This window comes from Pseudomonas sp. OA65 (assembly GCF_017498305.1).
GTDB classification, from domain to species: Bacteria; Pseudomonadota; Gammaproteobacteria; order Pseudomonadales; family Pseudomonadaceae; genus Aquipseudomonas; species Aquipseudomonas zanjanensis.
This window is the reverse complement of sequence record NZ_JAGDEZ010000003.1, coordinates 136356-158540: the sequence shown is the minus strand read 5'-3', so window position 1 is coordinate 158540 and position 22185 is coordinate 136356. Positions and strand designations below refer to the sequence as shown.

The 22185-nt window shown below is 60.8% G+C and carries 22 protein-coding genes and 2 pseudogenes; 5 read left to right on the top strand and 19 right to left on the bottom strand.

Annotated elements, in window-relative coordinates:
- Entirely contained in the window at positions 1 to 546 is a 546-nt protein-coding gene (locus tag J3361_RS03650; protein WP_003200646.1) for a hypothetical protein, read from the bottom strand.
- Between the two features lie 8 nt (positions 547 to 554).
- Positions 555 to 1907, bottom strand: a complete 1353-nt coding sequence (locus J3361_RS03645; protein WP_207962511.1) for a phenylacetate--CoA ligase family protein — start codon at positions 1905 to 1907, stop codon at positions 555 to 557.
- 657 nt (positions 1908 to 2564) lie between these two features.
- On the opposite strand from J3361_RS03645, the gene J3361_RS03640 reads away from it, so the two are divergent.
- The 3 genes from J3361_RS03640 to J3361_RS03630 all read left to right on the top strand — a co-directional run bounded on the left by J3361_RS03640 (position 2565) and on the right by J3361_RS03630 (position 5495).
- A complete protein-coding gene (locus J3361_RS03640) occupies positions 2565 to 4034 on the top strand; it encodes an anthranilate synthase component I family protein (protein ID WP_207962509.1) in 1470 nt (489 codons plus the stop codon).
- Positions 4031 to 4615, top strand: coding sequence for an aminodeoxychorismate/anthranilate synthase component II (locus J3361_RS03635; RefSeq protein ID WP_186706197.1), 585 nt, complete (start codon positions 4031 to 4033; stop codon positions 4613 to 4615). The genes J3361_RS03640 and J3361_RS03635 overlap by 4 nt, the downstream gene beginning before the upstream one ends.
- Positions 4616 to 4694: 79 nt before the next feature.
- Complete coding sequence (locus J3361_RS03630; RefSeq protein ID WP_186706196.1) at positions 4695 to 5495, top strand: LuxR family transcriptional regulator; 801 nt, start codon at positions 4695 to 4697, stop codon at positions 5493 to 5495.
- On the opposite strand, the gene J3361_RS03625 is transcribed toward J3361_RS03630, so the two are convergent.
- The 15 genes and pseudogenes from J3361_RS03625 to trpC all read right to left on the bottom strand — a co-directional run bounded on the left by J3361_RS03625 (position 5477) and on the right by trpC (position 19773).
- Entirely contained in the window at positions 5477 to 6802 is a 1326-nt protein-coding gene (locus J3361_RS03625; protein ID WP_243458725.1) for a nucleotide sugar dehydrogenase, read from the bottom strand. The genes J3361_RS03630 and J3361_RS03625 overlap by 19 nt on opposite strands.
- Positions 6799 to 7830 (bottom strand): anthranilate phosphoribosyltransferase, encoded by a 1032-nt coding sequence (trpD, locus tag J3361_RS03620; protein ID WP_186706194.1) that lies wholly within the window; start codon positions 7828 to 7830, stop codon positions 6799 to 6801. The genes J3361_RS03625 and trpD overlap by 4 nt, the downstream gene beginning before the upstream one ends.
- 64 nt (positions 7831 to 7894) lie before the next feature.
- On the bottom strand, positions 7895 to 8521 hold the full coding sequence (locus J3361_RS03615; RefSeq protein WP_207962507.1) for a phosphoribosylanthranilate isomerase: 627 nt from the start codon (positions 8519 to 8521) through the stop codon (positions 7895 to 7897).
- A complete protein-coding gene (trpA, locus tag J3361_RS03610) occupies positions 8518 to 9306 on the bottom strand; it encodes a tryptophan synthase subunit alpha (protein WP_207962506.1) in 789 nt (262 codons plus the stop codon). The genes J3361_RS03615 and trpA overlap by 4 nt, the downstream gene beginning before the upstream one ends.
- Positions 9303 to 10514: a tryptophan synthase subunit beta gene (trpB, locus tag J3361_RS29430; protein WP_238349446.1), complete on the bottom strand. Its 1212-nt coding sequence runs from the start codon at positions 10512 to 10514 to the stop codon at positions 9303 to 9305. Before trpB ends, trpA begins: the two co-directional genes overlap by 4 nt.
- An 84-nt stretch (positions 10515 to 10598) precedes the next feature.
- A pseudogene (locus J3361_RS29425) lies at positions 10599 to 11099 on the bottom strand (phenylalanine--tRNA ligase beta subunit-related protein); the annotation flags it as partial.
- A gap of 68 nt (positions 11100 to 11167) precedes the next feature.
- Positions 11168 to 11584 carry a hypothetical protein gene (locus J3361_RS03600; RefSeq protein WP_186729383.1) on the bottom strand — a complete coding sequence of 139 codons (417 nt, stop codon included), beginning with the start codon at positions 11582 to 11584 and terminating at the stop codon, positions 11168 to 11170.
- Positions 11574 to 12491: a Gfo/Idh/MocA family oxidoreductase gene (locus J3361_RS03595; protein WP_207962504.1), complete on the bottom strand. Its 918-nt coding sequence runs from the start codon at positions 12489 to 12491 to the stop codon at positions 11574 to 11576. Before J3361_RS03595 ends, J3361_RS03600 begins: the two co-directional genes overlap by 11 nt.
- Positions 12488 to 13573, bottom strand: a complete 1086-nt coding sequence (locus tag J3361_RS03590) for an Ldh family oxidoreductase (RefSeq protein ID WP_186729384.1) — start codon at positions 13571 to 13573, stop codon at positions 12488 to 12490. Before J3361_RS03590 ends, J3361_RS03595 begins: the two co-directional genes overlap by 4 nt.
- Before the next feature lie 6 nt (positions 13574 to 13579).
- Entirely contained in the window at positions 13580 to 14854 is a 1275-nt protein-coding gene (locus J3361_RS03585) for a M20/M25/M40 family metallo-hydrolase (RefSeq protein WP_207962502.1), read from the bottom strand.
- A complete protein-coding gene (locus J3361_RS03580) occupies positions 14838 to 15707 on the bottom strand; it encodes a sugar phosphate isomerase/epimerase family protein (RefSeq protein ID WP_186706186.1) in 870 nt (289 codons plus the stop codon). The genes J3361_RS03585 and J3361_RS03580 overlap by 17 nt, the downstream gene beginning before the upstream one ends.
- The gene (locus tag J3361_RS03575) at positions 15691 to 16806 is read right to left on the bottom strand and encodes a DegT/DnrJ/EryC1/StrS family aminotransferase (RefSeq protein ID WP_186706185.1); all 1116 of its coding nucleotides are present in this window, start codon (positions 16804 to 16806) and stop codon (positions 15691 to 15693) included. Before J3361_RS03575 ends, J3361_RS03580 begins: the two co-directional genes overlap by 17 nt.
- Positions 16803 to 17936: a DegT/DnrJ/EryC1/StrS family aminotransferase gene (locus tag J3361_RS03570; protein WP_186706184.1), complete on the bottom strand. Its 1134-nt coding sequence runs from the start codon at positions 17934 to 17936 to the stop codon at positions 16803 to 16805. The genes J3361_RS03575 and J3361_RS03570 overlap by 4 nt, the downstream gene beginning before the upstream one ends.
- The gene (locus tag J3361_RS03565) at positions 17933 to 18988 is read right to left on the bottom strand and encodes a Gfo/Idh/MocA family oxidoreductase (RefSeq protein WP_207962497.1); all 1056 of its coding nucleotides are present in this window, start codon (positions 18986 to 18988) and stop codon (positions 17933 to 17935) included. Before J3361_RS03565 ends, J3361_RS03570 begins: the two co-directional genes overlap by 4 nt.
- On the bottom strand, positions 18985 to 19773 hold the full coding sequence (trpC, locus tag J3361_RS03560) for an indole-3-glycerol phosphate synthase TrpC (RefSeq protein WP_186729388.1): 789 nt from the start codon (positions 19771 to 19773) through the stop codon (positions 18985 to 18987). Before trpC ends, J3361_RS03565 begins: the two co-directional genes overlap by 4 nt.
- A gap of 159 nt (positions 19774 to 19932) precedes the next feature.
- Between trpC and J3361_RS03555 the strand changes: the two genes are divergently transcribed.
- Complete coding sequence (locus J3361_RS03555) at positions 19933 to 20751, top strand: autoinducer binding domain-containing protein (protein ID WP_186706181.1); 819 nt, start codon at positions 19933 to 19935, stop codon at positions 20749 to 20751.
- 30 nt (positions 20752 to 20781) lie between these two features.
- Entirely contained in the window at positions 20782 to 21408 is a 627-nt protein-coding gene (locus J3361_RS03550) for a LysE family translocator (protein WP_346343459.1), read from the top strand.
- Between the two features lie 40 nt (positions 21409 to 21448).
- Here J3361_RS03550 and J3361_RS03545 read toward each other — a convergent pair whose 3' ends face one another.
- Positions 21449 to 21751, bottom strand: coding sequence for a transposase (locus J3361_RS03545; RefSeq protein WP_186706179.1), 303 nt, complete (start codon positions 21749 to 21751; stop codon positions 21449 to 21451).
- A gap of 127 nt (positions 21752 to 21878) precedes the next feature.
- Positions 21879 to 21998: pseudogene (locus tag J3361_RS03540) on the bottom strand (transposase); the annotation flags it as partial.
- Positions 21999 to 22185 lie beyond the last annotated feature (187 nt).

Below are 22185 nucleotides of genomic sequence, written 5' to 3'. Positions count from 1 at the left end.
TCAATTGGCTCCTTTAACATTGAGGTAAACACTTTCGAGTTCCAGGTACACGAGGCTGTAGCGCCGCTCGACCTGTTCCCCGGTCCAGGTAACGTCATCCACCAGCACACGCCCGCCCAAGCCGACATAGAGCGCAGCCAATTGGCCGCGGCACAGTGCCGAGATGAATCGCAGGTGAGTGTTGGCTTTCAGCCAAATGGCCGCTTGCAGGAGAAACATGCGCAGGTGCCGACCGCCGCGGTATCGTTCGTCCAGCACCAGGCGATTGGCATCGAAGGCATCCGTCGATTGTTCGAAATAGGCCTGCACGTCGACCGCTCGCTCGACGAAGCTCAGGCCATGGCCCAGCGGCGTGACGCGCAACGTCCCGACCACTTCGTCCTTGTCCAGGTAGACCAGGTGATAGGACAAGGCGTCGCGCACCTGCTCCCTGCGCTCGAAGTCATCCTCCCGTGCCGGGTTGGTTCCCAGGTAGCGACTCCTGAGTTGCCGGACGGACTCGAACAGTTCATTGGCGTTGTCGATCACGCGAACAGACAGGCTCATCGCTGACCTCACTGGCCTTGACGCTGATCGACGATGCGCGCTTCTTTCCAGCTGAACCAACTGCCAAGGTTCACATGCTCGGCCAGATCGCCCACCACCATGACCGTGGCATCGACCCCCAGCCGTTCGCGCAGGCGCTCCTTGATCAGCAGCACCAGACGCCCGCGATCGCCTTCGAAGAAGCGCGACATTTCCAGCTTGGCGATGACGGTGTCGCGATCATTGGCGCGACTGAGGATGATCTGGTAACCCAGGCATTGTTCGACGCCTTCAAGCAGCGCCTGCTCGATCTGTGCGGCCGAGAAGGCGCGATCGTTCAGTTGCACGGCATCCTTCACCCGACCGACGACCTTGACGGTCTGGCGCATCGATTGCGGATAGCCGGGGCGCGACTGGATCGAGACCAGGTCACCCGTGCGGTAGCGGATCAACGGCTTGCTGCCAGGGATCAGCATGGTCACGCACAACTCACCGTCGCCGGTGCAGCCCAGGCTTTCCCCGGACTTGGGATCGAGCACTTCGATGATGTAGTTGAGGCGATGCGGCACCAACTGGTCGTTGGCGTTGCAGGCCGCGATGATCATCGCTTCCTGGGAGCCATACAGGCTGTTGTAGGCCTGCGCGCCCCACAGGCTGTAGAGGTTGTTCTTCAATGCAGGGGTGCATAGTTCGCCGCTCATCATGAACGCACGCAGGGCGAAGTCCTCGCGTGGGTTCAAGCCTTGGCGCTCGGCTTCCTTGGCCATGGCCAGCAACAGCCCCGGTGCCGATGCGAGCACGCCGATCCGCAGGTCCTTGAGCAGTTGCAGGGCCTTGGGCCAGCCGATCACCGGTGAGTGCGGCCAGATCTTGGCATTGCACAGGTCGAGCTGGGTGCAGACATCGCCCAGGGTGTCACCGAAGGAATGGACCTCGGTGGGTCCCATGATGCCGACCACGGTCTTTTCACCCGCAAAGTGCTTTTCGATCACCGCCTGGTAGGCCATGGCCAGTTGGCGATTGCTCGCGTAGCTTTCCTTGCGATCCCGTGGGCATGGCGTAGCAGGCCCGGTGGTGCCCGTCGTCTCGTAATAGAAGATGCTGTCTTCCAGCGGGCCGGACAGAATGTCGAAGCCTGCCTCGCGCAAATCATCCTTGGTCGTGAATGGCAAGGTGACGAGCTCATCCAAGGTCAGCGAACGCTCGTCGACCTGGGCAAGGTGCCTGGCATAGAACGGCGAAGAACGCTTCACGTGGCCGATCACTTCCCGCAACTGTTCCTGATGCCATGCCGCCAACGCGGTGTCGCTGAGGACGTCGGTCCAATAGGCATGATGAATCGGATCGTACCGCTTCTTGAATGTGTCTAAATGCTCTTTCATTTCAGCCGCTCAGGTTTGATGGGTTACTGAACTCAACGGCCACTACGTTAGTGACAGAAGTTACAAATACCCAGCTGCGTTATCCCGCAGTTGTGCGCGTACGAGTTTCTTGTTAAAAGCACGCGCGATTACATATGCGCAGGAATAGTTTTTGTGCCTGTCGACACTAAGAAATGAATGAGATATCAATATCCGTCCAGCAGTTGACAGCCCCGGGGCACACTGGTAATTTCGCTGCACTGCCGCTCGTTCCCGCAGTGCCTAGCCAAGACTGGGATGTCTAAAATGTACTATCACCTTTCTGCTATCAGTTCTTCCCACAGCTACCCCGACAGCTGTTCCCGGGCCACTCTGGCCATCTTCAAAAGCAATATCTGGCGTCGCTAATAATCTAGCGAAGACCAGCGTCTGTCTGCTGCCTGCCAGCAACGTCCTGCTCTCTCCACAATGAAATTCGAAGGTGCTCGCGCCTTGTGCCCTGCGCATCGATGGCTGCAATCCGTTGCAAGCCTGGTATTGCGCGCGACATGAACAGCGTCCGCCCCGAACATTCAGGATATCCGTCAACACCTATTTAAAGTGCCTGCGCACTTTATATTCCCGTGGTGCTCTCTTAATGGAGTGCCTGAATCGTTGCACCTTGAAAATGGTATAACCGTGAATAAACATTTAATTGACGTCAATGTTCTTCGCCGCGAAGAACGTCGATCTACAGATGCACTTGGCATATATGCAAATGCACTGGAGCAACTGGGTCGCGAGTCTGTCTTCATTCTTGAATCACTGTCCGGTCCAAGCCGCGATCGCCGGGCGACGATCGTCGGGCTCGATCCCCTTTTCGAAGTGTGTATCGATGAGGGCCAGGCACAACTGCGAGGCTGTCCTGCGCTGTGTGAACACTTGTCCGCCAGCCTGCAACAAGGGGGGGTGCAGGTCGATCCCGAGCACAAGATCCACCTACCGGACAGCGAGTCAGGGTGGAACCTGCTCCGGACCATCCAGGCTACGTTCCAGCCTGCACCCAATGCCCCGTCCAGCCTGGCGTTCTTCGGCTATTTCTCCTACGACTGCGTTCGCCTGATCGAGCGCCTTCCCGATCTCGCCGAACAGACCTACAGCTACCCGCTCATCGCCCTGTCGGTCTATCAGACACTGGTTTATTTCCACAGCAACGGCATTGTCGAAACCCTGATCAACAACCACCCTCTGTGGGCGCCCCGTACAGTGGAGGATTACCCCTTCCTGAGCGCAACCCCGGCGCGCGAGGCAGTGGATCTGCCACCGTATCCAGAGACATTCGAGGAAATCCGCACGGTCACCCCGGAGCAATTTTGCGAACGTGTCGAAGTCGCAATGGAGCACATCCGCGCCGGCGACGTCTACCAGATCCAACTCGGCCATGAGATCCGCATTCGCTCGCAGGTTGCGCCGTTCGATGTGTACCAGAACCTGCGCCTGCGCAACCCCTCTCCTTACATGTACCTGGCCCATGTGGGCGGTATCGACCTGATCGGTGCCAGTCCGGAGCTGTTCGTCAGGATCAAGGACGATTTGATTGAGATGCGTCCGATCGCCGGTACTGTCGGCAAGAAGCCTGGCGTCGATCCGACCCAGCTGGTGCTGGAGCTGACCCGCTCGGAGAAGGAACGCGCCGAGCACCTGATGCTCATCGATCTGTGTCGCAATGATATCGGTCGCGTCTGCCAGGCCGGCTCGCTGGAAGTCGACGAATTCATGCTGGTGGAGGAGTACTCGCACCTCTACCACATGGTGTCGAACGTTCGCGGTCTGCTGCGCCCAAGCCTGGATGCCTACGACGTGATCAAGGCCTCATTCCCCGCAGGAACCATGTCCGGCGCGCCCAAGGTCAGGGCAATGGAACTGATCGAGGGAATGGAGAGCAACCGCCGGGGCATCTACGCCGGAGCCCTTGGCCTGGTGGGTTTTGATGGCAGTGTAAATACCGCCCTGTGCATTCGCTCGACCGTCTTCGACGAGGGGACCTACCACTTGCGTGCATCCGCCGGGGTGGTCGCCGACTCCGTTCCCGAGATGGAGTGGAAAGAGACGCTGTACAAGATGGGTTCTGTATACCGGGCAGTGACCGGCAAGGAGATCGCACTGTGAAAGTATTCCTGATCGACGCCTACGACAGCTTCGTCTTTATCATCAGCCAGTACCTGGAACAACTGGGGCTGGAAACCCGCGTCGAACGTCACGACGTGCCAGACCTCCTCCAACGCATCGAGGATTTTTCGCCGGACTTCTGCGTGCTGGGCCCTGGGCCTGGGCATCCGGCCGACGTTGGCTACATCGAAGTGATCAGGCACTTGCAGGGGCGTTTGCCGCTACTGGGCGTATGCCTGGGTCATCAAGCCATCGGCCTGGCCTTCGGCGCTCAGGTTTGCCGCGCCCCGCACGTGATGCACGGCAAAGTGAGCACGATCGAGAACGATGGCAAGGGCGTCTATGACCACACGCAGGCACGCGCCATACAGGCCACCCGCTACCACTCGTTGATGGTCAGCGACCAGCAGCTACCCGACAGCCTGGAAGTCACCTCGAGATCCACCGATGACGGCTATGTGATGGGTGTGCGTCATCGCCACCTGCCAGTGGAAGGAGTGCAGTTTCACCCTGAGAGCATCCTGACCGAAAACGGCCTGGACCTGTTTCGCAGTTTCATCAAGTGTTACGTGCACCAGTGATCCGCCAGAAGGGGCGCACTCCCCTTCTTTTTCCGTGCTCCAGCTGTTTCATTCCCGCTATAACAAGAGCGACTCGTTTATGGACAAACACAACTCCCCCGTCTGCAGCCGGAACCAGGCCGGGCGTACCGCACCGCTGACCGCCTTCATGAGTCTCGCCAAAGATGCCAACCGTTGCGATTGGGAGCGCCTGCTGAACAAAGTGCTGCGTCAGCTCGGCTTCGGCAGCTACCTCATCAGCCTGGGACCGGCAGCACCGAGGGATACCGACCCTCTCGCCGGCCTCATCACCACCTTTCCCAAACGCTGGCTGGAACACTATCGCGGTGACGGGTTGATCGAGATCGACCCGATACTCAGGCACTGTCGACGCGAACTGCTACCTTTTTTCTGGGACAGCGAGCGCAGGCGCGCCCGTGGACGTTCCCGGCACTTCTGGCAACAACGCGAGCAACACGGCCTGCGCAGCGGCCTGAGCATCCCGCTGCGCTACGAGCTGCTCAGGGGAACACTGAGCGTGGCTTTCGATGACACCCAGATCACCGAACAGGAGGGCTTTTCCAACCCTGCCGTTTATCAACTGTTCATGCTCATCCCCTACCTGCTCGCCGGAATGCGCCATCAGTTGCAGGTTCCTGCCCAACCCTGCCAGGACCTCACGCCCAAGGAGTTGGACTGCCTGTATTGGGCCAGCGTCGGCAAGACCACTTGGGAGATTAGCCACATCCTGACCTGTTCCGAGCGCACCATCGACTTCCACCTGCTCAATGCCCGACGCAAGCTGGGTTCGGTGAGTCGCCAACAGGCCGTCAGTGCTGCAGCGGCCTGCGGGCTGGTCATGCCGACGGTTGCCCCACCGGTTTACAGACGCCAGAAATGATAACCCTCGGCCTCGTAGGACTCCCGATCCAGGACAGCCTTGACATCAATCACACACGCCCCGGGCAATAACTTGGTGCGCATTTGCTGCAATGAGGTGCGCCGATAGGCCTCATGCGGCACAGCCACGATCAGCGCATCGCCTGCGGGCAGCTGTTCCCAACTGCTCAATGCGCAGTCGTACTGACGCATGACCGTCGCCGGGTCGGCCAGTGGGTCATGCACATGGACGTTGACGCCATAGGCTCGCAATTCGACGATGATGTCGTGAACCTTCGAATTGCGCACATCTGCGCAATTTTCCTTGAACGTGATTCCCAGCACATTGATCGTCGAGCCCTTCACCACACGGTTGGCGGCGATCAGCAGCTTGATGGTTTTCTCGACGATCCACTTGCCCATGCCATCGTTGATCCGTCGCCCGGCAAGGATCACTTGGGGATGGTAGCCATGGGACTCGGCCTTGTAGGTGAGGTAATAGGGATCGACGCCAATGCAGTGACCGCCTACCAGCCCTGGCTTGAAATCAAGGAAGTTCCACTTGGTGTTCGCCGCTTCCAGCACCTGGCAGGTGTCGATCTTCAGTTCCGAGAAGATCAGCGATAACTCATTCATCAGGGCGATGTTCAGGTCGCGCTGGGTGTTCTCAATGACCTTGGCCGCTTCGGCCACCTTGATCGAAGGAGCACGATGCACCCCCGGCCGGACAATCAGCTCGTACAACGCGGCCACAGTCTGCAAGCTCTGCGGACTGTCGCCGGACACGACTTTGACAATATCGCAAAGCGTGTGGGTACGATCGCCGGGATTGATTCGCTCAGGTGAGTAGCCGACAGTGAAGCCCTCTTTCCACACCAGCCCCGAAGCCTCCTGCAAGGCGGGAATGCACCGTTCCTCGGTCGCGCCCGGGTAAACGGTCGACTCGTAGATGACCAATGCCCCGGGCTTCATGTTCCGCCCCACCGTTTCACTGGCTCGTATCAAGGGTGACAAATCAGGTTGATTCGCCGCATCCACAGGTGTGGGGACCGCGACGATGATAATGTCCGCGCCGCGCAGCGCCGCCGGATCGCTCGTATAGGTGAGCAAGTGCGCCTGCTGCATCTGCTCCTCGCCAAGCTCCCCGGATGGATCTATGGCATCGCCTAATTGATCGATACTGTGCTGGCAGATATCGAAGCCTATGGTCGGCAAGCGCTTGCCGAACTCAACCGCCAGAGGAAGCCCGACATAGCCCAGCCCCACCACCGCGACAGTCCCAAAAATCTGTTCCATCCTTCGCTCCTTGAAACCCGGCTGTGCCTTCAATTTCGCAATCCACGGGTAAATGACAACAACGATTCATAGGTTTGCATGGCCTTTCCGCTGTCCAGAATGCCGGTCGCCAGCTCCAGCCCCTGGGCGATACTCTCGACCCTGTCGCCCAGGTAGAGCGCCGCAGCACTGTTGAGCAGGACAATGTCGCGTGGAGCACCTTCCCGACCCGCGAGCACTTCCAGGCATAACGCCCGGGCCTGGTCGATGCTGCTGACCTGCAGGCTTGCCAGATCACACACCTTCATTCCGAAATCGCTGGGGTGGAGGTGGTACTGGCGTATGTCGCCATCCCAGAGCTCAGCGACCAGCGTGCTACCGGATAGGGAAATCTCGTCCAAGCCATCCTCGCCGTGGACCACCAGCGCGCGCTCGCTGCCCAGTGCCCTGAGTACCTGCGCCATGATCGGCACCAGCTCGGCGCTGAACACACCCAGCAATTGCCTGCTCGCCGCAGCGGGGTTGGTCAGCGGGCCGATGACATTGAAAATCGTGCGGATGGCCAGTTCACTGCGGACCCGCGTCAAGCCCGGCAGAGCCGGTCGATGGACTGGCGAGAACATGAAGCCAATCCCCACTCGTTCCAGGCACGTAGCGATCTGTGCGGGCGTCAATTGCAAATCCAGGCCCAGCGCTTCCAGTACATCGGCGCTGCCACAGGTCGAGCTGACACTGCGGTTGCCATGCTTAGCCACCCGCACACCCGCCGCGGCCACCACAAAGCTGGCGGTGGTCGACACGTTGAACGTGGCCCGCGCATCCCCTCCTGTTCCGCACAGGTCCACCAGCGGCCCCGCCACCGAATGCCGGACCGGAATCAGAAATTCACGCACCACGCGGGCGACACACTCGATCGCCTGGAACTCCAAGCCCTTCACTTGCAAAGCCACCAGCAGCGCAGCGATCAACGAGTCCGGCAGCTGTCCCTGCATCAATGCTCGAAAGGCGCTTTGCAACTGATGCGCCTCGACCGGCTCCCCCTGGCTGTACCGTGCAACCACTCCACGCACATTCTGCGGCATTGTTCTCCCTCACCTGTTAGCTGGGCTGATCCCGCCCGTTGGCAGGCCACGGCGGCTGCCGTCATTACTGATTGATGCTGCGTTGCACGCGTCGCACCTGCTCGAAGGCGAGCCGGGCATTTCGACAGAACTCCTCAATAGCCCGGGGTGACTTGCAACCCGGCGACGACTCCACCCCCGAGGACACATCCACGGCCGCGGGCTCGAGTGCTTCGATCAACGCTGCGACACTGTTGACCGTCAAACCGCCCGCGATCATCGCCTCCGGGTAGCGCGCGGCCGGCCAAGGATGCGCAACCCCATGGCCTGCCCCTGCATCGACCAGTGGCAGCGCCGAGGCCCTTCGATCGCGGCGGTAATCCGACGGCATCACACGACGAATCAAAGGCCGTCCCAGCTGCTCCCAACAACGCCCCTGCTCCTGGCCATGCAACTGCACCAGATCCAGGTCCAGGGCCAGGGTGGTTTCGTGGACCTGGCTGTACGACTGATTCATGAACACGCCCACTACCCTGGCCTGGTCACCGATCAGGTCACGCAAGACCGTTGCCTGTTTGGGCGACAGTTCGCGCTTCGAACCAGGCACCAGTACCAGGCCGATCAAATCGACACGGGCTTGCAGGCACGCCTGGATATCTTCCGGTGTCCGTACCCCGCACACCTTGATCGTTCCCTGCTGCCAGCCATTCATCGCCGGCCCCCGGCCTTGAAACCAGCGAGATAGTGGTGGGCCTGCGTAGCGGCTTCGACCGGGTCGGCCAGCCGGCGTGCCAAAGCGCTGCCAATGATCACGCCCTCTGCCTGCTGCCACATGACTCGGGCCTGTTCGGGGGTGCCGATGCCGAAACCAACCGCCAAAGGCAAGTCAGTAAATCGCCGTACCCGCGCCACGAACGGACCGATGTCGGCCAATTGCTCGCGCTCACCGGTCGTGCCCAGCACCGACACCAGATAGATGAAGCCCTTGGCGTGTTCGGCAATCGTGCGCAGGCGCTCGTCGCTGAGGTTCGGTGTCATCAGAAAGATCTGATACAAACCGTGGGCCTCCAGGGCGGCACGCAACTCACCACTGGCCTCGACCGGCATGTCCGGGACAATCACTGCACTGATGCCCGCCTCGGCGGCCTGCGCGGCGAACCGCTCGTAACCATGGTTAAGCAGAAGATTCGTATAGGTCATCACCACCAGCGCGGGCGCCTGGTCGTCCTGGGGAAGTCCGGCGATCTGCTTCAATGCCAACGTCATGGTCATGCCATTGGCAATCGCTGCGTGGCTGGTCTGTTGGATCACCGGACCATCGGCGACCGGATCGGAGAAAGGCACACCCAGCTCGATGACATCCGCACCAGCATTACGTGCGGCCTGTACCAGCTCCGGCAGGCTGTCCAGTGCCGGATAGCCGACCGTCAGGTAAGGCATCAGGGCCTTTTCGCCTCTTTGCGCGAGATCGGCGAAACAGCTGTCGATACGGTTCATTGGGGGACTTCCTCCGCGCTCGTGAGCTGGGCAATGGTTTGCATGTCCTTGTCGCCACGCCCGCTGAGGTTGATGATGATTCGCGCTCCCTGGGGCAGTTGCCGCGCGACCTTGATGGCGCCGGCCAACGCATGGGCGCTTTCCAGGGCCGGGATGATGCCTTCACAGCGCGATAGCAGCTGGAGTGCTTGCAGCGCCTCGTCATCGCTGGCCCAGAGATAATTGGCGCGACCGCTGTCACGCAACTGGGCATGCTCAGGCCCGACCATCGGGTAATCCAGTCCGGGCGCAATGCTGTGGGTTTCACCTATCTGCCCATTGGCGTCCTGCAGGACGTAGGAGCGACACCCTTGCAAGACCCCGGAGCGGCTCTGTCCGCCCTGGCCGAAACGGATCGAATGATTGCCAGTGCTTTCGCCCTGGCCGGCGGCCTCGACACCGAACAACTGCACGTCAGGTTCCTCGATGAAGGCCGAAAACAACCCGATGGCGTTCGATCCCCCTCCGACACATGCCACCAGCGCATCCGGGAGTGCTCCGTCCTCAAGCGCGGCGAACTGCTGCCTGGCCTCGTCGCCGATGACGCTCTGGAAATAGCGGACGATGGCCGGGTATGGGTGCGGGCCCAACGCCGATCCCAGCAGGTAATAGGTCGTGTCGGCATTGGCCACCCAGTCGCGCAGGGCGTCGTTGATCGCGTCCTTGAGGGTCTGGGTGCCGCCAGTGGCCGCCACTACCCGCGCGCCCATCAACCGTATGCGTTGTACGTTCAGCGCCTGGCGTTGCATATCACGCAAGCCCATATAGATCACGCATTCGATCCCCAGCAAGGCACAGGCCGCAGCAGTCGCCACGCCATGTTGGCCTGCACCTGTTTCTGCGATCACGCGGCGTTTACCCATCATCTGCGCCAGCAGCGCCTGACCCAGGGCATTGTTGATCTTGTGGGCGCCGGTATGGGCCAGGTCTTCGCGTTTGAGGTAGGTTTTCACCCCGATTTCCCGGGAGAAGTTCTCCACCAACGTCAAGGGAGTAGCCCGCCCCACATAGTGTTTGAGCAAGCTGCGATAACGTTGCTGGAACGCTGCACTGGCGATGATTTGCTGATAACGCTCGGTCAGTTCGCTGACCGGAGGCGAGAGTGTTTCAGCGATGAAACACCCACCATGGTCATCGAACCAAGGACCTTGCCCCGCCAGGGTTTCCAGCGCTGGCGAACGCCCATCTCCCAGGCGTTGCGCGACAAGTTGCAGGGCTGCCCTGACTGGGGTGCTGTCGAGTGGCGGCAATACGCACCCTAGCAACAGCAGGTCAGAGGTGCTGTCGCGGGTAGCGGTATGGACCGTGTCTCGAATGGAAAACAGCGACAAGACTTTCTTTGAGTCACGCAGCACCAGCAGGCCAGCCGGCAGCGGCTCGCGTCCTTGGCCGCCAACGGGCTCGTACGACTCGTCCTCACCAGAGAGGTCCAGCAGCACCGGTCCCTCGATTCCTGCGGCATCAAATGCCCCCAGCGAAGTCATGGTGGAGACCGCCACCCAATTGACCGTATCGACCACCTCATTTATGCGCGGCAACCGCGCCTGGGCCCGGCCGAATGCACGGTGGATGAAGTTGGCGACCGAAGGCAGGTGCTTGCGCGGATTAATGCCCGCACGTTGGTAGTAGTTCGCATACGGCGCAATCGATGGGTGGGTCAGCAAGGCATCCTTGTCTACGCCAGTCCATGCTGCGCGGTTGGCCGACCAGTCAAGCCCTGCCCCATCGACGCTTCCCACGCCAGGCAGGCGCATTGCCAGGACCCTGGCGCCTGGAAACTGCACGCGCGCCGCTGCCGATACATCGATCTCGAATATCTCGTTCATTGCTCTTCCTCGAAGTGCAGGTAACTGCCTAAGCCGCAATCCCGGAGGGTGCCACCGGTCAGCAGGTCGTCCGCCGCTATCAGGATGTTGTAGTGGTTGGGAAAGTGGCATTCGTCAAAGCCAATGACCTGACCAATGCAGGTGTCGCCTAGCAACACCCGATCACCGCGCTCGATGACCCCGGCCTGCTGGATTTCGACGAAGCCGATGAAGCCGACCCGCTCAATCCGGTCGCCCGGCTCAGCCCCTGACTGGTCGGTCGTCACCACTTCGTGCAACTCGCCGCGCCGCACACAACGGGAGCGGTGCTCGATCAACGTCATGCCACGTGCTTGCTGAGTGTGATAGAGCAGCTTCACCAGCCTAGCCTCGAGCCTGGCCTTGGACGGCTGACGGGGCTGTTCAGCGAGCATCGCGGGCCTCCATGGCATAGGTAGCGCGCACCAGCCGCACCGCATCGACACCAATCGAACCGTCTTCGACCATGCCTTGGATGCTCCTGGCTAGATGGGCGATGACGCCCTCGTATTCGTGATAGAGGGACGTCTTGAAACCCACGCTGTCCTTGAGCAGGTCGACGATGACTTGGCGTCCGTCGGCGTAGTCGATCACCAGGTCTTTCTGTTCGCCGTGGGCATAGTCCCAGCTCAGTTCGACGCTCGCCTCAAGCCCGACCGCGTTGGTCAGCGTGACCAATGCCCCGATGTCGATCCCCAACGCATTCCGACGAACCTGCGCCCCAGTGACCTCGAGTCGGCCAAGCACAAAGCTCAGCGTGTCGTAGACATTCGGGCCATTGTCGGCAATGCAGCCGCCACCACAGGAGGCACTGTCCAAATACCAGGTGTCATGGCCGGCATGATCCTCGATGCGCTCGTGGTAACGCGCCCGAACATGCACCGCACCATTGAACAGGCCTTGCTTCACGGCATTGAGCAGGTGGGTGTTGTAGCGTCGGTGAAAGGCCGTGAGCAGCGTCAAGTTCAAGCGGCGGGCCATGTCGCGCAACTGCTCGGCCTGGTCCAGTTCGAGGGTCAATGGCTTCTCGCAGCACACATGCTTGCCCGCCTCCAGGGCAGCCATGCAAGCGGTGAAATGAAGATGGTTGGGCAGGTTGATGATCACCGCGTCGAGGTCCGGGTCGGCGAGCAAGGTGGTGTAGTCGGTATGGCAACGCACATCCGTCGCCGCGAATGGCGCCAGCCGTTCGGGCGCCTTGTCGCACACCGCCACCAGCTGGCACAGGGTGCTGTCTTGCAGCGCCTTGAGGTAGTAGTGGGAGATCACTCCCATGCCGATGATGCCAAGCCTTATGGTCATGCCGCTGTCCTCGTGATTTGTGAAATACCGAGTTGTCCCGCGATGCTATCGAGCTGCTCCAACAGTGCGGCATCGACGGGAATGCCCTGTGCCAGGCGTTCGGTACGCACCCTCAGGTCAGGCGCGCCGGGATAGCTCAGCGGGTCGAACGCCGGATGCACAGGCGCCTGCGTGATGTGCTGGAGCAATCGGTCCATCGACGAGCGGAAACCTTCGCCAGCACCAAAGGCTTCGGGGGACAGGGCCAGGAAGAAGTGGCCGATGCTATTGCGCCCCGGGTTGCCAAGGTCCGCACCGGTCTGGGCACCACTGAGCACCCCACACAGGATCTCGACCATCATCCCAAGGCCCAAGCCCTTGTGTCCGCCCTGCTCCGCGTAAGCCCCGCCGAGCATCGGCAACATCGCGCTGCCGTCCAGGTACGCGCCAGGATCGCTAACCTCGCGGCCTTCGGCATCGTGAAGCCAGCCGGTGGGAATGGTTTGCTGGCGTCGAATGGCCTGCTTGATCTTGCCGCTGGCGCAGACCGTCGTGCTCATGTCCAACAGAAATGGCGCTGGCATAGCAGCCACCGGAGCCGCCAGGCTGATCGGGTTCGTCCCCATCAAGGGCGCCATACTGCCCAGCGGATGAGCGACGGGCTCACGACCCAGGTTGGTCATGGCCATGCCGATCATGCCGTGTTCCAGTGCCATGCTGGCGTAGAAACCTGCCGCGCCGAAGTGCGAACTGTTGCGCACCACCGCACAGCCAATCCCAAAGTCCCGGGCCTTGTCGATGGCCCGTTCCATGGCCTGCTGTCCCGCCAACAGTCCCAGCCCGCCGTCGGCATCAAGCGTGGCGCAGGCCCCTTGATCGCTGATCCACTGGCCGGTGGCGGCCAGGTTGATTTCACCGCTCCGGGCACCGGCGATATAGACATTGACCAGGTTGGCGATGCCATGGGTATCGTGGCCGTTCAGATCGGCATGCAATAACACGGGCGCCGCCTTCTGGGCCTGGGATGCGGTGAACCCGGCTGCCTTGAGGGCAGCCACAGTGAACCCATGCAGCTCGTTGGCTGCAATGCAGAAGAAATCCATAGCGTTTTATCCTTGCTTGAGAGTGTTTGCGATCGGCTCGGCAAAGCGGCGTAGCAGCCGCTTTACAGCAACTGCAAACGTGTCCAGGTCATTGATCGAAACGTATTCACGGGAGGTGTGCGCACCGTTGTCGGCCAGTGAGCCCGGCCCCCAGACGACGCTGTAGACGCCGTCGCCCTGAGCCCACATCGCATCGCAGGTGAAGGCCTGTTCGGCATCCGGGTTCGGCACGATGCCGGCCTCGCCCAACAGGCGCTGCAAGGCCACATGGTGGTTGTTCAGGACCGGCAAGCCGCGCTTGAGCCAACGAGCGCTGCAGGTGGTGCGCAGGCGTTCGACAGTCATGAGGAATGGCGGGCTTTGGGCGAAACGTGAGCCGCACTGCTGCAACGCCTGGTCGAACGCTTGCTCCACCAACACTTCGGCATCGCGCGCCTGAGCGGCGCTGCGATAGGCAAAATTGAAGAGACAGTGCCCGCTACCGTAAACCCGGTTGTGGTGCATGCCGGTATGCAGACCGGCCAGGGTCATCTTCACCTGCAGCGCGTGCAACGGCTCTGCCAACTGGGCAGCCATGGCCTGGGCGATGAAACCCAGAACCAGCGAAGCATTGTCGCCCTGGTGCGGAAAGTCGTCGGTCGAATCCCTGCCGTCCATCCGTACTTCATACGTCATGGAGGTGGTAGAGGCATCGAAGTAACCGGCTCCCGTCGGTTCCACAAAGATGTTCAAACACCCCAGGTGACCCTGCTGGCACAGGTAGTGGGTGCCATAGACGCCCATGGCGCCCCCTTCTTCACCGGCCACCACCTGGATCAGCACGCGGATATCGTCCAGCACCTGCGGCTCTTGCATCTGCAATGCCTCCAGGGCTGCCAGCACCGCCAAGCCTGGCCCCTTATTATCCACCGCGCCGCGACCCTGTACGGCGCCGTCGAGCACCCGCACCGGCAGATGAGGTGACACAGTGTCCATGTGGAAATTGAACATGATCGTACGTTCCCGCGGCCCGTTGCCGATCTCCAGAACGCTATGCGGCTGCCAAGCCAGGAACTCGGGCGCCTCGTTCATCCGGCGTAGCACCGAAACCGGCACCCGCGCCTCATCGGGCAGGACGCCTGGACCGCTGAACACCTCGCGCATGCCGACTGTCTGCGCCCACTGGACGAACAGGGTATTGGCCTGGGCAATGCACGAGGGCTGTCCGGTCTCCATCGGGGTCACGGTGTCGATGCGCAGCAGTTGCTCAAGCCGGTCTACATATTTATCCGTGAACAGCATGTCTTGCCTCCCTGCAGGATTGCAGCAAGTCCCGCGCATGCTCGGCATAGGCCTGATAGGTCTGCCTTTGTCGATGCGGGTCCGTAGCCGTCTGTTTGAGATGCGGGATCAGGCACAGGTGCGGCTCGATCGAAAACCAACCGTCGTAACCCTCGCCCATCAACAGCTCAATGCAGTCCCTGGCACCCACTTGCCCTTCTCCGGGGAAGGTGTAGTGCACTTCGTCCGATACCCAGCAACCATCCTTCAGATGCACATGCGCCACATGAGGAAGCACTTGGCGCAGGAATCCCAGGGCGTCATAGCCATAGCTCAGACCATTGCCGATATCGAACAGCAGCTTCAAGTGATCCGAGCCAACGGCATCGAGCAACTGCAGGGTCTGCTCGGCGCCCTGGCCGGCCCACCCGGCACAGTTCTCGTGTATCAGCACGACGTCGGCGTCTTCGGCCACTTCCACCAGACGCTTGAATCGCTCAATGACCGCATGCCGCCAGCGGGCCTCGTCCCAGCCACAATTGGGGTAGGACATGACACGGATCATCCGCGTCCCCAGACGCCCGGCCATCTGTAACAGGCATTGCAATTCGGCCCGGTCAGTCTGCCAGTCGGTATCGATCCTGCTGCCCCAATTGCCGATCTGTGAGGCCAGGACCACCACGTCCATGGACTGTGCGAGCAGCGAATCGCACATCGATACGCGTGATCGTTCCGACAGGTTGGCCAGCGGCACGCTGTCGACACTGCGCAGCTCGAGATGTCGCCAGCCCAGTTCAGCGTGGCACGCCAACTGCTCGGCCAAGGACGCGCAGCCTTCATCGGCGATTCCCGTGAGCTTAAATGACCTCGGCATGGCTGAACTCCTTCAACGCCTCGATGACGCGCGATACCTGCCCGTCGCTCATGCCGGAGCACAGGGGCAATGCCAGGCATTGCTTGCCCAGCAGACGCGCATTGGGGTAGTGCGCCGGCCCTGCGGACCATTGGACAAACGCCGGCTGCTCAGGCAAGGGCACAGGAAAATGCACGCGGGTCTGGATACCGCGCGCGGTGAGATGCCTGGCTAGCCGCTCACGCTCTGCACTGCGCACGACATAGGCGTGAGGGGAGAAATCCGGGGTACCGCGATGCTGGCCGAGCAACACGCCGTCGCTGGCTTCGATGGCTTCGTCGTAGGCCTTTGCAATGGCCTGCTTGCGGGCCAGGTGCAAGTCGTTTTCCCGCAACCGGGCCTGCAGCCAGGCGGCATTGGTCTCATCCATGCGGCTGTTGTATCCCAAGCGCTGGTGGTAGAAACGCCGACGGCCGTCCTGCCCATGATTGCGCAGCATCCGGAGGGCTCCCGCCACCTGGTCGTCGTCAGTAATCACCGCACCACCATCGCCGATACCGCCCAAGGGTTTGGCCGCAAAGAATGAATACACGCCAATGTCACCGAGTGTGCCTGCATGACGGCCGCGCAGGCGCGCCCCGAATGCGGTAGCACTGTCCTCGAGAATCAGGACATCCTCGGGCAATGCCTCACGCAACGCATCGATGTCAGCCAGGCCGCTGAACAGGTGGGCGACCAATACCGCCCGCGTCCGGGGGGTCAAGGCGCGGACGACGGCCTCGGCCTCGAGCACGCCGCTGTGGGGGGCAACGTCCACGAATATCGGTGTAGCACCCGCCTGCACAATGGATGAGGCGGCCGATACGTAGCAAAAAGCAGGTGTTATGACCTCATCTCCCGGCCCGATACCGGATGCAATCAGCGACAGGGTCAGGCCGGAGGTCGCAGAACTTACACAGACAGCGTGGCGCGCACCGACCTTGGCCGCCAGGGCTTGCTCGAAATCCTGAACCTGCTGCTTGAGAATGAAATCGCCTTGTTGGACCCGGGCAGCGAGAATCTCGAGTATCTGTGTCTGCGCATTGGGATAACGGCGTTGGAAATCCTGGTACTTGATCATGACTGGGCTCCGGCAGCGGCATAGAACTCGGTGATCGCCTGGCACACGCTGGCAACATCTGACGCACTCAGATCGGCATAGAGAGGAAGGCCCAACGCCCGGGTGGCGGCCCGCTCGGCGACCGGAAAGCGACCCTCGGCATGGGTTGGCCCGGCGCACACCGGCTGCAGGTGCAGCGGCAGCGGGTAGTAGGCCTCGACGCCAACCCCGCGCGCAGCGAGATGCTCGACCAGGCCGTCACGGTTCTGCGCCTCGATCAGGTAGACATAGTCGACGCATCGCTGGCGCGCTGCCCGAGGCAACGTGACCGGCACCTGCAGGTATTCACCCAAGGGCCCCAGGTGCAAGTCGTAGGCATCGCGAAGCGCGGCACGTCGTTCGATCTCCTGGTCCAGCTCGGGCAAGCGCGCCCTCAGCCATAGGGCCTGCAGGTCGTCCATTCGGCTGTTGTAGCCCAGGCACTGCGCCAGGCCGCTGGCATCACGGCCATTGTCGAGGATCTGTCGCACCCGCCTGGCCAGGTCCGCATCGCGGGTCAGGACCATTCCGGCATCGCCGAGCGCACCCAGGGTCTTGGTGGGGAAGAACGACAGTACGCCAAGGTCCCCGATCAGCCCGGCATGCCTGTCGTTCCAGCGCATTCCGATTCCTTCGGCGCTGTCCTCGACAACCTTCAGCCCATGTCGGCAGGCGATGTCCATCAACGCGTCCATTTCGGCCATTTGCCTGAACAGATGGACTGGCATGATGGCTCGGGTACGCCGGGTGATGCAGGCTTCGATCAGGGAGCAGTCAATTGCATAGCTGCCAGGTTCGATATCGACGAACACCGGCGTCGCCCCCACTTGCAGGATGCAGGAGACCGAAGCGAAGAAGCTGTAGCAAGGCACGATGACTTCATCACCCGGGCCGATGCCCAACGCCATCAGACAGATGATCAGCGAATCGGTAGCGTTGCCGGTAGCGATAGCATGGGGCGCGCCGGTATAAGTGGCGATAGCCTGCTCAAAAGCCCGCACCTGTTGGTCATTGACCCAGCCGGACTGTCGATGAAACTCCGCCAGCCCCTCCTCCAGCAGCGGCAAGGCGCGGGTGAATCCTTCGGTGATCTGGAAAAACGGAACACTCATCGAACGGCCTCCTTGGCCATATGCATATTGATCGACGCCAATGCGCTGGCAGATGCAACGCCGCGGGCCTGCTCCAGCAGTTCGACAACCTGCTGGTTGAAGGCCACCGTGCCGCTGCGAGGCATATCGCCGCCGTGACCCTGCAGGTGGTTCCGGAAATAGCGGTAGTACTCGCCCACACAGGTGGTCAGGGGCTCGTCAGCGAAGATCTGGTGAGCGCTACTGCCACTGTGCTCGGTGTCGCATCTGAGCTGTGCGTAGCTGTCGTCGGCACCTACGGGGAAAAAACCTTCGCAGCATTCGCCACTTTTCAGTTGCAGGCGCACACTGCGTTGGCGGATCGGACTGGCAAGATCCGATTCGAGCAGCACCTCGATGCCTTGCTCATCGTGCCAACCGATGCTGCCCGCCTTCATGGCCTGGCGCAGCTTGCCTTCGACACGCAGATCTTCGGTGTGCGCGTGAAACCCGGACGCCGGAGCACCGGCGAACAGCAACGCCAGGCTGACTTGATGCGGCATTTCAATGTCGAACAGGTGTTCGCCATGGCGGGTGAAAGAGCGCGAAAAGCGAGGCTTGTCATGGATGATGTGCACACTGCGAAGCGGCTGTTCACTGGCTTCCAGCCACCGGGTGAGCCGTGGAATCAACAGACTGTGGCCCCACACCGAAACCACCAGAATCTGCGCATCATATTGTTGCTCCATGGAACGCAGTGCCTGGGCCTCGGCCAGGTTCATCACCATGGGTTTCTCAATGATGATGTATCGGAAACCGGCCATAAGCGCCTCGTGCACATGACGCAAGTGCAGGGCCGGTGGCGTACAGATGTGCACGACACCTACCCTGCCCTGCAGTGCCGACGCCTCGGGTAGACAGTGCAGCATCACCAGGCCATCGACCAACCCACCGCCCAGCTCAGGGTCCACGACCGTGATGGTGGTGTCGACATCGGGCAGGCAGCCCTGCCGATGCAATGAGCGCAGGCTGGCCAGATGCAGGTTTCTCCCGCAGTGACCGAAGCCGAAGATGATTGAGCGCAGCATCGTCATACAGCCTCATCCGCGCCCAGCAGCCGACGGCTCTCCAGGCAAGGGTCAGCAGCTGTTAGCAGACGTTCCCCCACCAGCGCGGCGGCAAAGCCGATGCGTTCTACCAACTGCATGTCCTGATGACCGGCAACACCGCTTTCCGCCACGGCGATAACCGAAGCAGGCAGACACTCGAACAATTGGGCGGAGCGGTCGAAGTCGACCTTGAAGGTATCGAGGTCGCGATTGTTGATACCTACTATCGACGCGTCGACCGATAGCGCCTGGTCGATGTCCGCCTCGTCAAAAGTCTCCACCAATACATCCAGCCCCAGCTGGTTCGCCAAGGTATGCAACCTCGCAAGGCTGCCGGGCGGCAGGCAGCGGACGATCATCAACACCGCGTCGGCGCCCAGTGCCCGTGCCTCGTAGACTTGGTACTCATCGACGATGAAGTCCTTGTACATCACCGGCAAGGTGATTTGAGGATGGTTGGCCAGCATGCCAACGACATGGGGCGCATTACCAAAGAACCGACTGTCGGCGATGACCGACAGGGCACTGGCGCCCCCGGCCTGGTACGCCATCGCCAACTGGAGTGGATCATAGTCAGCACGCAGCACGCCCTTGGACGGCGAGCGGTACTTGGCTTCGGCAATGAGCGAGATTCCCTCGCCTGCCAAGGCACCGGCAAAGTGACGGGGCGCTCGTGCGTCACGAATCCGCTTGAGCAGGGCATCGATACCATGCGCCTGCTTGCGTTGAGCCGTTTCCTGGACTTTGTATCTGACAATCTCTTCGAGCATGGATCGACCACCATCAATGAGTTTGGGATAGCGCCGGTAAGAAGGCTGCCGAGAAACAGTGCTGTTCCTCTGTCAGCCGGCGAGGAGCAAACCTAATGGCCGTGAAGGTTTAAAACCACCTACCCAATGGGGTAGGCAGGCGCCAGGATGCCATCGGCGATGGACCGCACCGACATGCGATGGCACTGGCCCTGCAGGCTTTCCAAGGGGATTTCACTGGGGTATAACAAACGTCGGGAAACGGCATCCGGAAATGGAGATTCGATGCGTACTTGGCTCGCAAACCTGCTGGCATGGACAAGCTCGGTCAAAGATGAGCAAGACTTGGTGAACGGCGTTCAACGTGTTGCCTGGGAGTTGGATTTCGAATGGTTTTCGTTCGGTGTCTGCACAGCCCTGCCTTTTTCCAACCCCATCATGCAGATGCGCTGCAATTTCTCGAGCACCTGGCAGCGCCGCTACAGCGACGCCGATTTCCTGCTTGTCGACCCTTCGGTACAGCGCGCGCGCGCCTGCACCACACCCTTTTTGTGGCAGGGAGAACTCCTGCGCAAGATGCCGCAGTTCTGGGAAGAAGCTCGCGCCGCAGGCCTGAGATACGGCTGGGCCTGCTCGCGTACCAATGCCTCGCGCCACCAGAGCATGCTGACCCTCGCCCGCGGCAGCTCTACGCTGGATGTGGCCGAACTCAATGCCAAGGAACTCAAGATGCGCTGGCTCGCCGAGACTATCGCGCCAGTGATGGAAAGGCTGCTGATCACCCCGTCCCATCAGGCCCAGCATTACCGGCTGACCGCACGGGAAATCGAGGTGCTACGTTGGACGGCCGATGGCAAGACGCAGGAAGAGATCGCGCAGATCCTGGCCATCTCCTTCGACACCGTCAAATTCCATGTGAAGAACGCCGTGGGCAAGCTCGGCGCCACTAACAAAACCGCAGCGGTGGTCAGGGCAGCCGTCCTGGGCATCATCAGTTGACCCCACATCTACCTCACAGGGAGCGTCACCGTGTTTCCAATGGACATCTGGTTCACCTACACCACAGCTTGCGTGCTGCTGGTCCTCTCTCCAGGCCCTGACAATTTGCTGGCGATAGGACGCGGGCTCAGCCAGGGTCGCCTGGCTGCCCTCGTGTCGGGCCTGTCGTCTGGCCTGGGTATCCTGTTTCACGTCACCACCGCGTCGCTGGGGCTCACGTTGTTGATCCAGACCTCGACCGTCGCCTTCTGGGTGGTCAAGTTGGTGGGGGCAGCCTACCTGCTCTGGCTCGGGATAAAGGTGCTGCGTTCCAGGAGCCTGGTGACCTTCGCACCCGCCGCGCGGCAGCCCCTTCGAAACATATTGCTCACAGGTTTCCTTTCCGCGGCGCTCAATCCCAAGCCAGGGTTGTTCGTGCTGGCGTTCATCCCTCAATTCATCAATCCTGCACTCGGCTCGGTCACTGTGCAGATGCTGGTCTACGGGTTCTGGTTCGCTCTGCTGACGGCCGTGGGATTTTCGCTGATGGGGATTTTCGCCACGCGCCTGTCGCAATACATTTGTCGACGCCCGCGCCTTGCCAACGGACTCAACCTCGGCGCGGGATTGACCTTCATCGTGTCAGGACTTTCCATCGCTGCTCTTAGCCAGAAATAACTGCGTTCGGTGGTGAGCCAGATGGCGTCGATGCGGATCATTAAGGGAGTTCACGGACAAAGCGGGCGCAGCCGTCAGGATCGGAAGTTGGCCATTTCACGGTGATCGATTGCTCGCCAATAATCGCCAACGTTTCCGCCTGCCGTTTGGGCGTAGCTCTCAACGGAACGAAAGCCGGCAACGCCGCTGGCGGCTGATCTCGGTAAAGCGGTATCCACTTGCGGATAACGTTGGCGTTGATGCCGCGGCTGATGGCAACGCTGGATAGGGTTGCCCCCGGTTGTAGGCATTCCTGAACAACCTGGGCTTTGAAGGGCTTCGGGTAAGAGCTTCGTTGGCGCATGGAAATCCGACGTGCTTGGTTATCTCATGCAGCGACAACTTATCTCGAAAGTGAATACGCCGAATCTTGCCCATCATTTCCATGCTGATCACCTCGACGCGTCCATACCGCCGAACTTGGCGCGCTACTTATAGAGGATCGCCAAGCTGATGCCGTGCTCGCGGCACAGCTCCGGGACTGGGCTGCCGACCTCAGTTTACTTAAGAATGGCAATGATTTGACTGTCGGAAAAACGCGATGTCTTCACGCAAAATTTCCCTGATCCAATCAGGAGAAAATTCTACTTCCGACGAGTACGTGTTTCATGGGGCTAGTTCACATTACCAGTTTTCGGTCAGCGGCAACACTGTGTGTTCTGACAGGTCTAATTTCCGTCCTCCTTGTTATGGTTTGAGTCCAATTGATTAGCCGGACGACTAAACAACACTTTTAAA

Excerpts from the sequence above, each read along its gene's own strand:
- J3361_RS03580 (WP_186706186.1), bottom strand. The coding sequence starts at position 15,707 with ATGCCGAGGTCATTTAAGCTCACGGGAATCGCCGATGAAGGCTGCGCG.
- J3361_RS03555 (WP_186706181.1), top strand. The coding sequence starts at position 19,933 with ATGGACCGCACCGACATGCGATGGCACTGGCCCTGCAGGCTTTCCAAG.
- J3361_RS03650 (WP_003200646.1), bottom strand. The coding sequence starts at position 546 with ATGAGCCTGTCTGTTCGCGTGATCGACAACGCCAATGAACTGTTCGAG.
- J3361_RS03630 (WP_186706196.1), top strand. The coding sequence starts at position 4,695 with ATGGACAAACACAACTCCCCCGTCTGCAGCCGGAACCAGGCCGGGCGT.
- trpD (WP_186706194.1), bottom strand. The coding sequence starts at position 7,830 with ATGCCGCAGAATGTGCGTGGAGTGGTTGCACGGTACAGCCAGGGGGAG.
- J3361_RS03575 (WP_186706185.1), bottom strand. The coding sequence starts at position 16,806 with ATGATCAAGTACCAGGATTTCCAACGCCGTTATCCCAATGCGCAGACA.
- J3361_RS03595 (WP_207962504.1), bottom strand. The coding sequence starts at position 12,491 with ATGACCATAAGGCTTGGCATCATCGGCATGGGAGTGATCTCCCACTAC.
- J3361_RS03590 (WP_186729384.1), bottom strand. The coding sequence starts at position 13,573 with ATGGATTTCTTCTGCATTGCAGCCAACGAGCTGCATGGGTTCACTGTG.
- trpC (WP_186729388.1), bottom strand. The coding sequence starts at position 19,773 with ATGCTCGAAGAGATTGTCAGATACAAAGTCCAGGAAACGGCTCAACGC.
- J3361_RS03645 (WP_207962511.1), bottom strand. The coding sequence starts at position 1,907 with ATGAAAGAGCATTTAGACACATTCAAGAAGCGGTACGATCCGATTCAT.
- J3361_RS03570 (WP_186706184.1), bottom strand. The coding sequence starts at position 17,936 with ATGAGTGTTCCGTTTTTCCAGATCACCGAAGGATTCACCCGCGCCTTG.
- J3361_RS03615 (WP_207962507.1), bottom strand. The coding sequence starts at position 8,521 with ATGAATGGCTGGCAGCAGGGAACGATCAAGGTGTGCGGGGTACGGACA.
- J3361_RS03585 (WP_207962502.1), bottom strand. The coding sequence starts at position 14,854 with ATGCTGTTCACGGATAAATATGTAGACCGGCTTGAGCAACTGCTGCGC.
- J3361_RS03600 (WP_186729383.1), bottom strand. The coding sequence starts at position 11,584 with ATGCTCGCTGAACAGCCCCGTCAGCCGTCCAAGGCCAGGCTCGAGGCT.
- J3361_RS03545 (WP_186706179.1), bottom strand. The coding sequence starts at position 21,751 with ATGCGCCAACGAAGCTCTTACCCGAAGCCCTTCAAAGCCCAGGTTGTT.
- trpA (WP_207962506.1), bottom strand. The coding sequence starts at position 9,306 with ATGAACCGTATCGACAGCTGTTTCGCCGATCTCGCGCAAAGAGGCGAA.
- J3361_RS03565 (WP_207962497.1), bottom strand. The coding sequence starts at position 18,988 with ATGACGATGCTGCGCTCAATCATCTTCGGCTTCGGTCACTGCGGGAGA.